We start from the raw sequence: 12,969 nt of genomic DNA on the forward strand, positions 1-12,969 counted from the left end.
ATGGACCAAGGCGTTATGGTGCTGGCTGCCGGCGGGACCGGCGGACACCTTTTCCCGGCAGAGGCGCTTGCCCATGAGTTGAAACAGCGGGGCTGGTCTGTGCATCTGGCGACAGACGAGCGCGCCAACCGCTATGCCGGGGATTTTCCGGCGGACGAAATCCATGTCATTCCCTCCGCCACGCTGGGCTCGAAGAACCCGATCGCGCTGGCGAAGACCTTCTGGACCCTGTGGCGCGGCGTCCGGGTTGCACAGAAAATATTTGCCAGAATCAAGCCGCGCGCCGTGATCGGGTTTGGCGGCTATCCCACGCTGCCACCGCTCTATGCCGCCACGCGCCTTGGCCTGCCGACCATGATCCACGAGCAAAATGCGGTCATGGGCCGCGCCAACAAGGCGTTGGCCAGACGGGTAAATGCCATTGCCGGCGGTTTCCTCAACCCGCAGTCCGACAGTGGCGGTCCCGTGATCCACGTCACCGGCAATCCGGTTCGTCCGGATGTCCTGAAAGCCATGGAAGCGGCCTATGTGCCGCCTGTAGGCGGACCACTCAACGTGCTGGTCTTCGGCGGCAGCCAAGGCGCTAAGTTCTTCGCCGACACGGTTCCTGAAGCTGTCGCATTGCTGCCGGAGGACCTGCGCCGGAGGCTGGTCGTCACGCAGCAGGCACGACCGGAGGACGAGGTCCGTGTACGGGATGCCTACCAGCGTCTCGGTGTGCCGGCAGAGGTTTCGCCGTTTTTCGACGACATGGCGGGCCGGATCGGGCGAGCGCATCTGGTCATCTGCCGGTCCGGTGCATCCACGGTGTCTGAAATCGCGGTTGTCGGCCGGCCGGCACTGCTTGTCCCGTATCCGCACGCGCTTGACCATGACCAGGCAGCCAACGCGCAGGCGCTGGTCGACCAGGGCGGTGCGGTGGTTTGCAAGCAGAAAGACCTGTCACCTGCCAGCATGGCCGACAGCCTCGTGTCGCTGTTGTCCGACCCGGATAGCCTTTCTGCCATGGCCGATGCGGCAAAACGAACCGGCAAACCGCAGGCCGCACAGTTGCTTGCCGATCTTGCAGAGGCTATTGCCTCGGGAAACAGGACTTGATCCGGACTTGTAAGGGAGTGCGCGCATGAAGATGCCGCAGAATATCGGCCCGGTGCACTTCATTGGCATTGGCGGGATCGGCATGAGCGGCATAGCCGAGGTGCTGCACAATCTCGGCTACACTGTTCAGGGTTCCGACCAGGCCGACAATGCCAATGTACAACGCCTTCGTGAAAAGGGTATCGCCGTCCATATCGGTCACAGGGCGGAAAACCTGGGCGAAGCGGAAGTGGTGGTCGTGTCGACGGCAATCCGCAAGACCAACCCGGAATTGCAGGCCGCGCGGGCGCGCTTTCTTCCCATTGTGCGCCGTGCGGAAATGCTTGCCGAATTGATGCGGTTCCGGCAGGCCGTGGCCGTGGGCGGCACGCATGGCAAGACGACAACCACCTCGATGATCGCCACGTTGCTCGATGCCGGAAACCTTGATCCGACGGTGATCAATGGCGGCATCATCAATGCCTATGGCACCAATGCGCGCATGGGCGAGGGTGAGTGGATGGTGGTGGAGGCCGACGAAAGCGACGGCACATTCCTGAAACTGCCGGCCGACGTTGCCGTGGTCACCAACATCGACCCGGAGCATCTCGACCATTACGGCTCGTTCGAGAAAGTGCGCGAGGCCTTCAAGCAGTTCGTGGAGAACGTCCCGTTCTATGGCTTCGGCGTGATGTGCATCGATCATCCGGAAGTTCAGGCGCTGGTCGGGCGGATCGAGGACCGCCGGATTCTGACCTACGGCCAGAACCCGCAAGCCGATATACGGTTTTCCAATCACAGGATGGATGGGGCCGTTTCCGTTTTCGACGTGGTGATCCGCGAGCGTCAATCCGGTAGCGAGACGCGTCTCGACGGATTGCGGCTGCCCATGCCCGGCAGGCACAATGTCTCCAATGCCGTCGCAGCCATTGCGGTGGCCCACGAGCTCGGTATTTCACCGGAAGATATCAGGAACGGCTTGCTGTCATTCGGCGGCGTGAAGCGGCGCTTCACCCATACCGGGACCTGGGAAGGGGTGGAGGTCTTCGACGACTATGGCCATCATCCGGTCGAGATCCGGGCCGTGCTTGGGGCTGCGCGCGACGCCTGCCAGGGACGCGTGATCGCCATTGCACAGCCGCACCGATATACCCGGTTGCGCGATCTTTTCGACGATTTCGCAGCCTGTTTCAACGATGCCGATCTGGTCGGCATTGTTCCGGTCTACCCGGCGGGAGAAGATCCCATCGAAGGGGTGAGTTCCGAAACGCTTGTCGAGAAAATCCGGGCTGGCGGCCATCGCGATGCCCGGATTCTTGCCGGACCGGACGAGATTGCGCCGTTTGTCCGGGAGAATGCGAAGGCTGGCGACTATGTCGTCCTGCTCGGCGCGGGCAACATCTCCGCCTGGGCCTATGCCTTGCCGAAGGAACTCAACGGCGAGTCGGCCTGATGGAGGTTCTGGATGGTGAAGCCCTGCTGGCCAAGCTGGGCAGCCGCCTTGAGGGGCTGCGCGGGTCATTGACACCCAATGCAGCGATGAATGCGATCACCTGGTTTCGCGCGGGCGGCATGGCGGAGGTGCTTTTCCAGCCCGCTGACGAGGAGGATCTTGCCGCTTTCATGCGTGCGATCCCGGAAGACATTCCGGTGACAGCCGTTGGCGTGGGTTCGAACCTGCTCGTTCGCGACGGCGGCATTCCCGGTTTCGTGATCAGGCCGGCGGTGAAGGGCTTTGGCCAGATCGAGCGGGCCGGCGATCTAGAACTGCGCGCCGGGGTCCGGGTTCCGGACAAGATGCTTGCGGCGGCTGCGCGCGATGCGGAAATCGCCGGTTTCCATTTTTATCACGGCATTCCCGGTGCAATCGGCGGGGCCCTGCGCATGAATGCCGGTGCCAACGGGGTGGAAACCAAGGATCGCGTGGTCGAGGTGCGTGCCATCGACCGCAAGGGCGATCTTCATGTCCTGACCAATGCCGACATGGGGTATTCCTATCGTCATTCGCAGGCTTCCGTAGATCTGTTCTTCACGTCAGCCCTGTTCCGGGGCGAGCAGGGCGAAAAGGCCGAAATCCAGGCGGCCATGGACGCCGTGCAGCACCACCGTGAAACCGTGCAACCTGTCAGGGAGAAGACAGGCGGGTCGACTTTCCGAAACCCGGAAGGGTCGTCGGCCTGGAAGGAAATCGACCGGGCGGGCGGGCGCGGACTGATGATCGGCGGGGCGCGGATGTCGCCACTTCACTGCAACTTCATGATCAATACGGGCACGGCAACCGGTCATGACCTTGAATTGCTCGGCGAGACGGTGCGTGCGAAGGTCCTGTCGGCCTCCGGCGTTGCTTTGCACTGGGAAATCAAAAGGCTGGGGTCTTTCGTTCCGGGGCAGGAGATCGCACCTTTTCTCGATGGAAAGCGGTGAGGCGTGATGCGTCAAGGCCGCCAACCTGACGCCGTGGCATTTACCGGCTACATGCCCTTTGTCGACGGGCTTCGTGCCCTTGCAGTAATAGCAGTCGTCCTGAACCATGCTCATTTCCCGGGCTTCTCCGGCGGTTTTTCCGGTGTCGACATCTTTTTCGTCATTTCCGGTTTTCTGATCGTCGGCCAGATACGCAGCGAAACAGCGCTCGGCGACTTCTCAATCCTGCGCTTCTATGCACGCCGGACATTGCGCATCCTGCCCGTTTTCTTTCTGGTCCTGGCATTCACATACCTGACAGCGCCATTCGTCCTTTTCATACCGGATGCCTATGAAAGCTTTGCCAAGTCCGCGATTGCCGCGCCTTTGATGATTTCGAATATCCTGTTCTTCCTGGAGCAGGGCTATTTTGACACTTCTGCGCAATTGAAACCGCTCCTGCATACCTGGACCCTTTCCGTCGAGGAGCAGTTCTACCTCGTCGTGCCTGTCCTCCTGATTGTCCTCGCGGGGCTTAACAGAGGCGGCAGAAGCCGGGTGGAAGTCATCGCAGCACTTGCCATTTTCGCTTTGTCATTTGCTGCGTGCGTCGTCTGGACGGGCGGCGGCGATCGCAATCCGGCTTTCTACCTGACGCCCTTTCGAGCCTGGGAATTCGTGGCGGGCGGCCTGATCGTTCCGAAGGTGGTGGCCAGCCTTGCCGGGATGCCCCGCATGATGCTGGAAATCATCGGGCTGGCTGGCGCCGGGCTTCTGGTTCTTGCCATTGCCGGCGTTTCGCAAAGCGATCCGTGGCCGGGTTGGCTGGCGCTGTTGCCCGTCGGGGGGACATGCCTTGTCATCGCCGCTTCGCTGGCCAGGCCTCAAATCCTGGTTGCCCGCTTGCTTTCCTTCCGGCTCCCGGTGGCCATCGGGTTGGTGTCATACGGCTGGTATCTTTGGCACTGGCCGCTTCTGTCTTTCGGGCGCATGTGGCGAAATGAAGCCAGTCTCGTTGCCGACCTGTTTCTTGGCGTCGGGCTCGGACTCATGCTTGCGATTGCAAGCTACTTCCTGGTCGAAAAACCGGTCCGCGGCTGGCGCAAACGCGGGCATGTCAAAGCAGCAGCCGGGCGCATATTCGCTGCCGGCTTCGCATCCGTGTTCATCGTGGCGGCCTTTGGTGGTGCGGTCACATATGCTGGATATCTGGCCAACGAACGGCACATACACCAGGCCTATGGCACAGAGGGACGGGGTACGCTCGATACCGGTTGCAGGCTTCGGACTGTTCGGCACGTTCCCGAGCATTGCGTGAACCGGGATTATGTTCTCATTCTCGGGGATTCCCACGCGGATGCGCTTTTTCCGGCGCTGGCGAAACTTGCCGGCGAACACGCTCTGAACACGGTTTCGCTTGCACGCGGCGGATGCCGGCTCGAGTGGTTCACGCCTGAAGCCCGACGGAAAAACGAGGACCACCGCTGTTTGAACCTTGTAGCGGCTCTGGACGAGTTGATGAGCGGTGCGAAACGGCCGCGTTCGGTGGTGATGACGTCGGCCTTTTTTCCCGGCACATTGCCCGACAGAAACGCAATGACGTCGCTCGTTCGCCAATTCACCGATATCGGTATTCGCGTTCTTCTGATCGGACCCGTGCCCCGGTTCGGCAAGCCGGCGCTCATCTGCATCCACGAGGCGTCCCGGTTGGGGCGCAAGCCCGACGCCTGCAATGTCTCACGGGAAGAAACCGACAGTCTGTTTTCCGGAACGATGCCGTTCCTGAACACGATCGCTGCCGCGAACGCGGGCGTTCAGGCGATCGATGCCTTGCCTGCATTCTGCGATTCGCGGACATGCCGGCCGGCATCGGATGGTGTTCTGCATTTTCGCGACCGGGATCACCTTTATCCCTCCGGCGTCTACCGTCTTGTCGATTTCCGTCCCGATGCCTTCGCATGGCTTTTCCGCGACCAGACCTGAAACCGGTATGAACGTTTCGTGACGTTTCCGGTCGGCTTGTCCAACAAGGTAAACGGACTGTTAACGCTCTGGGCCGCATTGTCCGGCAAGGCATGGGCACTCATGCGATTCGGGTTTTTTTCCTGCGGACTTGCCACGGAATCAACTCTCTGATTCCTTGGTGACAGGGGTTTCACCATTGAGTCGCGTTTGCGCGCGTGTTGCGCGACCGGACATTCGGTCCGGCCGTCGGCTTGTTGCGCATTGATCGTGGCGCGAAAGAGGGGATTGTGATGGCGGGCAAGCATGTGGCGGTGCTGATGGGCGGTTTCTCGTCCGAGCGTCCCGTCAGCCTGGCTTCGGGAACGGCCTGCGCCGATGCGCTGGAGGCCGAAGGCTATCGCGTGACCCGTATCGACGTGGAGCGCAACATAGCGCAGGTGCTTGCCGATTTGCGTCCGGACGTCGTCTTCAATGCCTTGCACGGACCCTTCGGCGAGGATGGAACCATCCAGGGGGTTCTGGAATACCTGCAGATCCCCTACACGCATTCGGGCGTGCTCGCTTCCGCCCTGGCCATGGACAAGGAAAAATCCAAGAAGCTGGCCAAGGTGGCTGGAATTCCCGTTGCCGAGTCGCGTGTGATGAACCGCTTCGACATCACGTCAGCTCACCCCATGAGGCCGCCTTATGTGGTGAAGCCGGTGGCCGAGGGTTCCAGTTTCGGTGTCGTCATCGTCAAGGAAGATCAAGCTCATCCCCCGCAGGTCATTACCTCCGGTGACTGGAAATATGGCGACCGGGTGATGGTCGAGCGCTTCATTCACGGCCGCGAGCTGACATGCACCGTGATGGGCGATGTGGCACTCGGTGTGACCGAGATCGTTCCGGTCGGCCACCAGTTCTACGACTACGATTCCAAGTATGTCTCGGGCGGGTCGAGGCATGAATGCCCGGCGCGGCTTTCACCAAATATTTACCAAAAAATACAGACACTGGCGCTGAAGGCTCATCAGATTCTGGGGTGCCGTGGCGTTACCCGATCTGACTTTCGCTACGACGACCGGCACTCCGAGAAGGGAGAGCTGATCTGGCTGGAGGTCAATACGCAGCCCGGGATGACGGAAACATCGCTGGCGCCGGAACTGGCGCGGCATGCGGGTCACAGTTTCGGTGAGTTCGTAAGTTGGATGGTGGAGGACGCATCGTGCATGCGCTGAAGCGAGGAGCGGCGGGAATTGCGAGGCCGGGACACCCGGACGGGGCCGGCGCTTCCGGGCGGCTTGTGCTGCCGCGATTGCTGCGCCGTCCTGTCCGTCATGTCGCGCGTCTCGTTTCGGGCGACGTCGTTGTTCCTCGCCACGCTTTCGGCTACATGGCTGCCGGTTTCCTGACCGGCGCGGTCGTTTATGGTTCAGTCGTGGGCGGGCATGTCCCAGCCATCGTTTCGACGATTGCATCTGGAACCGGTTTCGCCATTTCCCAGATCGACATCACCGGCAATTCGGAGACATCCGAGATCGATGTCATGGGCGCGATCGGTTTGACCGGATGGACCGCCTTGCCGGGGTTTTCGCCGGAAGAAGCCCGGCAGCGCATCGCGGAACTTCCATGGGTTCGCGAAGCGTCAGTGCAGAAGGTCTATCCGGGCACGCTCCAGGTGAAACTGTCCGAGCGCAAGCCCTTCGCCCTGTGGCAGCAGGGAGAGAGTGTTGCGGTCATCCAGCGCGATGGAGAGATCATCGCTCCCTATGGCGAGGGCAAGTTCTCGGACCTGCCGCTGGTGGTTGGTGAGGGGGCCGCCGATAAAGCCGGCATGTTCATCGCCGGCATGCAGCGTTTTCCCGCGATCGCGGAGCGTGTGCGCGGCTATGTCCGCATTGCCGATCGCCGCTGGAACCTGATCCTTTCCAATGGTGTGACCATCAAGCTGCCGGAGCGCGGCGAGCTTGCCGCGGTCCAGCGCCTGGACGATTTGCAGGCGCGTCAGGGCTTGCTCGACAAGGATATCGTGGCTGTGGACTTGCGACTGGAAGAGCGTATCTCTGTCCGTCTCAGCGAGGCGGCGTCGCAGGAATACAGGGAGCGGATGGAAAGCCTCCTGAAAGAGGAAAAGCAGCGGGGGCGGACATGAGCCTTCTTTCGGGAGCTTCCGGTTCATCGGCGCGGCGGGCGGGAATCGTTACCGTTCTGGACGTCGGTTCCTCGAAGATCTGTTGCATCATCGCGCGGCTCATGCCGCGGGAGGAGGGTGAACTTCTTCGTGGACGCACTCACGACATCCGCGTGATCGGCATCGGCCATCATCGCTCGGAAGGCGTGAAATCGGGCGTGATCATTGATCTCGAAGGCGCGGAAAAAGCGATTCGTCATGCGGTGGATGCGGCCGAACGCATGGCCGGGATCATGGTGGACTCCCTGATCGTCAATGTTTCCGCCGGCCGCCTGAGAAGCGAGATTTTTGCCGCGACCGTCAACCTGGGTGGCGAAGAGGTGGATGCCGGTGACATTCGCAAGGTGCTGAACGCCGGCGCACGTCAGGCCCAGGCGGTGGAGCGCCAGGTCATCCACTCCCTTCCCACGGGATATGCCCTGGACAGCGAGCGCGGCATTCATGATCCGCTCGGCATGATCGGCGATACGCTCGGCGTCGAGATGCATGTCATGACCGGAGATGCCGCGCCGTTGCGCAATCTGGAGCTGGCCGTCAATCGCTGTCATCTGTCGGTCGAGCGCATGGTTGCCACACCCTATGCCAGCGGTCTGGCGGCACTCGTCAACGACGAGACCGAAATGGGCGCTGCCTGCATCGATATCGGCGGTGGCACGATGACGATGTCCGTCTTTGCCAACGGACGTTTCGTGCATGGCGATTCCATTCCCATGGGCGGGCGGCATATCACCATGGATTTGGCGCGTGGCCTGTCGACTCGGGTCGACTCGGCGGAGCGGTTGAAGGCAATGCAGGGTTCCGCCCTGCCAAGTGCGGCGGATGATCGCGACGTCGTCATGATCCCGGCGATCAACGATGGTGGCAGCGAGAATGAAGAAGGGCAGCAGGTGCCGCGCGCGATCATGACGCGCATCATCCGGGCGCGTACGGAAGAAATGCTGGAGCATGTCCGGGACCGGCTGAATGCATCAGGCTTCGGCGCTGTTGTCGGCCGCCGGGTGGTGCTGACGGGTGGCGGTTCCCAACTCAATGGCCTGCCGGAGGTTGCCCGCAGGATTCTGGGGCGGAACGTACGGGTCGGCAGACCGCTCGGCGTCGCCGGCCTTCCGGCGGCTGCCAAGGGGCCTGCGTTTTCGGCGGCTGTTGGCCTGATGATCTATCCCCAGGTTGCAGGACTGGAGACCAGTGCAATGAAGCATTCCAGGTGGAGCCGGAAGTTGACCGGTACTGGCGGCCGGTTGAGCCGGATGGGGCAATGGCTGAGGGAAAACCTCTAGGCGAAATACGGGGGCGGCGAGCCCTCAGAGAAACAGGCCGCATCGGCACGCGGCGGCGAGACGGAAAGGCGGACAAGGACAGGACCATGAGCATCAATCTTCAAAAACCCGACATCACAGAACTGAAGCCCCGTATCACCGTGTTCGGTGTAGGAGGCGGTGGCGGCAATGCCGTCAACAACATGATCACCGCCGGTTTGCGCGGCGTTGAGTTCGTTGTCGCGAATACCGACGCGCAGGCCCTGACCATGTCCAAGGCGGAGCGCCTCATCCAGCTTGGCGCCCATGTCACGGAAGGGCTTGGGGCAGGCTCGCAGCCGGAAGTGGGCCGCGCGGCGGCGGAAGAATGCATCGACGAGATCGTCGATCACCTGTCCAATACGCATATGTGCTTCGTCACGGCCGGCATGGGTGGCGGTACCGGGACCGGGGCTGCGCCCGTGGTCGCGCAAGCAGCGCGCGAGAAGGGCATTCTCACGGTTGGAGTCGTGACCAAGCCCTTCCACTTCGAGGGCCAGCGACGCATGCGGCTGGCCGACAACGGTATCGAGGAGTTGCAGAAATGCGTCGATACCCTGATCGTCATTCCGAACCAGAACCTGTTCCGCATCGCCAACGAGAAGACCACGTTCGCCGACGCTTTCGCGATGGCGGATCAGGTGCTCTATTCCGGCGTGGCCTGCATCACCGACCTGATGGTGAAGGAAGGTCTCATCAACCTCGATTTTGCCGACGTTCGCTCGGTCATGCGCGAGATGGGCAAGGCGATGATGGGCACCGGCGAGGCGTCCGGTGAGGGCAGGGCGATGGCCGCCGCAGAGGCGGCGATTGCAAACCCGCTGCTCGATGAATCGTCGATGAAGGGCGCCCAGGGGCTTCTCATCTCCATCACAGGCGGCCGCGACCTGACGCTCTACGAGGTCGACGAGGCGGCAACCCGCATCCGCGAGGAGGTCGACCAAGACGCCAACATCATTCTGGGCGCCACGTTTGACGAGGATCTGGAAGGCGTGATTCGTGTTTCGGTCGTCGCGACCGGTATCGAGAATACGGCTGGTACAGCAAAGGCACTGCCGAACGAGGTTCGCACCATGGCGCGGCCGGTTCAGCAGCCGGCTGCTGCTGCGCCGACCCAGGCACCTGCACCGCAGCCGCAGGTTCGTCCGCAGCCGGCGGCCGCACAAGCGCCGCGGCAGGCACAGGTCGATCCCGTGGCTTCAGCCATTGCCCGTGCCGAATCGGAATTCGCCACGCAACCGGAAGCGGACGATTTCCGTCCCGCCAGCCGGTTGTTCCAGGGGCAGCCCGAAGCGTCGCAGCCTGTCGTGGCAAGGCAGGCGACGGCGCAGGCACCGGCTGGCCCGGTGCGCGATCATGTTGCTGAAACGCCAGCGACCCCTGCGGCCCCGGCGCCGCAGCCGGCTCCCGCTGCCGCCGCGCCCCGCATGCCGCGGGTCGAGGATTTTCCGCCGGTGGTGAAGGCGGAAATGGAGGCACGCAACAATGCGCCTGCCATGGATCATGAAGAGCGTGGCCCCATGGGATTGCTGAAGCGGCTGACAAACGGCCTTTCGCGGCGCGAAGATGAACCTTCCGCCTCCCTGAAGCCCGCAACTGAAACCACTGCTACCCGTGAGCCGCAGCTTCGCCAGGCTGCGCCGGAAATGCGCCGTGCTGGGCATCAGGAGTCACAGCTCTACGCACCGCGCAGCGGCCAGCATGACGGCAACGGGAGAATCGTGCCCGCCGCGCATTCGGCGCAGGACGACGACCAGCTTGAAATCCCGGCATTCTTGCGCCGGCAGGCCAACTGATCGCGTTCCCTTGCGTTTCAGATAGCGTGACAAGGGCGGCAAGAAATTGCCGCCCTTGCTGCGATTGCCTCGTGAAATCAGTGAGATAGACGCCGAGAGGCATCCGTTGCCAAGCGTTACAAAAAGTAAGAAACCGTGATTTGGTTTGGCTGTAGCGACACAGTAATGTCTCTCCCGATCAGGCGGGGGTCGCAGCCGATGTTGGGGATCGCTGCGAGCCTGTTAACACACACAAGTTTCTCCGCTTCATGCGCGGCGAAGCTATCGTGCAGGGGTCAAGGGGCACAGTCTTGTCGGATTTCCAGAAAACCCTGAAATCTCGCGTTTCACTCAGCGGTATCGGCGTTCACAGCGGCAAGCCCGTCACCATACATTGCCAGCCGGCGGATCCGGATACGGGAATTGTCTTTCATCGCGCTGACAAGAATGGCGAGGTTTTTGAAATCAAGGCCTTGGCATCCGAAGTCGGTGCGACGGACCTTGCGACGGTCCTTGGCAATCCGGCCGGTGTCTTCGTTGCCACCGTCGAACATCTCATGGCGGCCCTGTATGGCATGGGTATCGACAACCTCGCGATCGAAATCGATGGTCCGGAAGTGCCGATTCTCGATGGCAGTTCCATTTGCTTCGTTGATGCTTTCGAACAAGTGGGTCTCGTCAGCCAGGCAGCCAAGCGTCGTTTCATTCGTGTCGTGAAACCGGTTCGCGTGGAAAACGGTCCGTCCTGGGCTGAGTTCCGCCCCTTTGACGGCACGCGATTCGAGGTGGAGATCGACTTCGACAGCCCGGCCATCGGCCGTCAGGCATTCGGCGCTGACATGACCCCGGAGACCTTCCGGCGCGAGGTATCGCGGGCGCGCACGTTTGGTTTCATGAAGGATGTCGAGCGCCTTTGGGCGGCTGGATATGCCCTGGGTTCTTCTCTGGAGAATTCCGTCGTGATCGGTGACGATCACAAGGTCATCAACATGGAAGGTCTGCGCTATCCGGATGAGTTTGTCCGCCACAAGACGCTGGATGCCCTTGGAGACCTCGCCTTGGCCGGTGCGCGCATTCTTGGTTGTTTCCGTTCATTCCGTGGTGGCCACAAGCTGAATGCCCGGGCGCTGCGCACCCTGTTGAGCGACGAATCGGCGTTCGAAATTGTCGAGACCAATCGCAGATCTGTCGGCCGGGGAGCGGAACTGGTTGCCGTGCGGGCCCCGGTTCATGCGCCCTGGGTACTCTGACTTCCCTATCCATGTGCGCGAGGCGGAATTCGTCCAAAGGACGGCGTTTCGTTTTTGCGCCACATTGTTGAGCGATTGGCGTCGGACGGCATTGCCGCTCATGCGGTGATATGTTTAATGGCGATGGTGACGTTATCGCTCTACCGGCAGGACAGATGCATGGCTCTTGTATTCTCTCGTAAGGACGCGTCGCGGTCGTTGCTGCGGCCCGCGTTTCTGGCTTTGGCCTGTGCTCCTTTTCTGCTGGCGGGTTGTTCGTCGGACGACGATATCGATCTGTCGACCTATGTGGAGCAAACCGATCCGGCCGATCAGCTCTACAACCAGGGCCTGGCCAATCTGGAAGCCGGCAGGCTTGGTGAAGCATCGGCCAAGTTCACGGCGGTCGACCGACAGCATCCCTATTCCGAGTACGCGCGCAAATCGCTCGTCATGAACGCGTTTACCCAGTACCGGCAGGGCAATCACGACGAGTCCATCAACAGCGCAAAGCGATACCTGACGCTTTATCCGAATACCGAAGACGCGGCGTATGCGCAGTATATTGTCGGCTTGAACTATTTCCGTCAGGTTCGCAACGTGACACAGGACCAGCGTGAAACAAAGCTGATGATCCAGGCGATGAACGAGGTCGTGGAGCGCTGGCCGGACTCCGAATATGCGCCGGACGCCGAGACAAAGATCCGCTTTGGCCGCGACCAGCTCGCCGGCAAGGAAATGCAGGTCGGCCGGTACTACCTCGAGCGCCGCGAGTATATCGCGGCCATCAAGCGGTTCCGGACCGTGGTCGAGGAATTCTCGAACACGCGGCATATTGAAGAGGCGCTTGCTCGGCTGACTGAAGCCTATCTTGCCATGGGAATCGTGCATGAGGCGCAAACCGCCGCCGCTGTGCTGGGTCACAATTACCCGGATTCCAACTGGTACAAGGATGCCTATACGTTGCTGGAGAAGGGTGGCTATTCGCCTGAGGAAAATCAGGGCTCCTGGATTTCCCGTGCAGCACGCCGACTGACAGCAAGCGCGAGCTGATA

At 61.5% G+C, this 12,969-nt stretch carries 10 protein-coding genes; all 10 read left to right on the forward strand.

The genetic code is table 11. From position 1 onward, the window contains the following. A complete protein-coding gene (gene murG, locus R3D65_RS10905) occupies positions 1-1,098 on the forward strand; it encodes an undecaprenyldiphospho-muramoylpentapeptide beta-N-acetylglucosaminyltransferase (protein WP_371275245.1) in 1,098 nt (365 codons plus the stop codon). 25 nt (positions 1,099-1,123) lie between these two features. Then, the gene (gene murC, locus R3D65_RS10910; protein ID WP_371275246.1) at positions 1,124-2,530 is read left to right on the forward strand and encodes a UDP-N-acetylmuramate--L-alanine ligase; all 1,407 of its coding nucleotides are present in this window, start codon (positions 1,124-1,126) and stop codon (positions 2,528-2,530) included. Further along, on the forward strand, positions 2,527-3,501 hold the full coding sequence (gene murB / locus R3D65_RS10915) for a UDP-N-acetylmuramate dehydrogenase (protein WP_371275567.1): 975 nt from the start codon (positions 2,527-2,529) through the stop codon (positions 3,499-3,501). Before murC ends, murB begins: the two co-directional genes overlap by 4 nt. 6 nt (positions 3,502-3,507) lie before the next feature. After that, a complete protein-coding gene (locus R3D65_RS10920) occupies positions 3,508-5,463 on the forward strand; it encodes an acyltransferase family protein (protein ID WP_371275568.1) in 1,956 nt (651 codons plus the stop codon). Between the two features lie 272 nt (positions 5,464-5,735). Beyond that, a complete protein-coding gene (locus tag R3D65_RS10925; RefSeq protein ID WP_371275247.1) occupies positions 5,736-6,662 on the forward strand; it encodes a D-alanine--D-alanine ligase in 927 nt (308 codons plus the stop codon). Beyond that, complete coding sequence (locus tag R3D65_RS10930) at positions 6,650-7,576, forward strand: cell division protein FtsQ/DivIB (protein WP_371275248.1); 927 nt, start codon at positions 6,650-6,652, stop codon at positions 7,574-7,576. Before R3D65_RS10925 ends, R3D65_RS10930 begins: the two co-directional genes overlap by 13 nt. After that, positions 7,573-8,892: a cell division protein FtsA gene (gene ftsA / locus R3D65_RS10935; protein ID WP_371275249.1), complete on the forward strand. Its 1,320-nt coding sequence runs from the start codon at positions 7,573-7,575 to the stop codon at positions 8,890-8,892. Before R3D65_RS10930 ends, ftsA begins: the two co-directional genes overlap by 4 nt. Before the next feature lie 86 nt (positions 8,893-8,978). Then, on the forward strand, positions 8,979-10,706 hold the full coding sequence (gene ftsZ / locus R3D65_RS10940) for a cell division protein FtsZ (RefSeq protein WP_371275250.1): 1,728 nt from the start codon (positions 8,979-8,981) through the stop codon (positions 10,704-10,706). Between the two features lie 248 nt (positions 10,707-10,954). Next, entirely contained in the window at positions 10,955-11,935 is a 981-nt protein-coding gene (gene lpxC, locus R3D65_RS10945; RefSeq protein WP_371275251.1) for a UDP-3-O-acyl-N-acetylglucosamine deacetylase, read from the forward strand. Between the two features lie 159 nt (positions 11,936-12,094). Beyond that, positions 12,095-12,967, forward strand: coding sequence for an outer membrane protein assembly factor BamD (locus R3D65_RS10950; protein ID WP_371275252.1), 873 nt, complete (start codon positions 12,095-12,097; stop codon positions 12,965-12,967). The last annotated feature ends 2 nt before the right edge of the window (positions 12,968-12,969 follow it).

The organism is Zhengella sp. (genome assembly GCF_041397485.1).
Taxonomy (GTDB): Bacteria; Pseudomonadota; Alphaproteobacteria; order Rhizobiales; family Rhizobiaceae; genus Zhengella.

What these genes read in the sequence shown, in the direction of transcription:
- murG (WP_371275245.1), top strand. Translation starts at nt 1, where the DNA reads ATGGACCAAGGCGTTATGGTGCTGGCTGCCGGCGGGACCGGCGGACAC.
- murC (WP_371275246.1), top strand. Translation starts at nt 1,124, where the DNA reads ATGAAGATGCCGCAGAATATCGGCCCGGTGCACTTCATTGGCATTGGC.
- R3D65_RS10920 (WP_371275568.1), top strand. Translation starts at nt 3,508, where the DNA reads ATGCGTCAAGGCCGCCAACCTGACGCCGTGGCATTTACCGGCTACATG.
- R3D65_RS10925 (WP_371275247.1), top strand. Translation starts at nt 5,736, where the DNA reads ATGGCGGGCAAGCATGTGGCGGTGCTGATGGGCGGTTTCTCGTCCGAG.
- ftsA (WP_371275249.1), top strand. Translation starts at nt 7,573, where the DNA reads ATGAGCCTTCTTTCGGGAGCTTCCGGTTCATCGGCGCGGCGGGCGGGA.
- ftsZ (WP_371275250.1), top strand. Translation starts at nt 8,979, where the DNA reads ATGAGCATCAATCTTCAAAAACCCGACATCACAGAACTGAAGCCCCGT.
- lpxC (WP_371275251.1), top strand. Translation starts at nt 10,955, where the DNA reads ATGCGCGGCGAAGCTATCGTGCAGGGGTCAAGGGGCACAGTCTTGTCG.
- R3D65_RS10950 (WP_371275252.1), top strand. Translation starts at nt 12,095, where the DNA reads ATGGCTCTTGTATTCTCTCGTAAGGACGCGTCGCGGTCGTTGCTGCGG.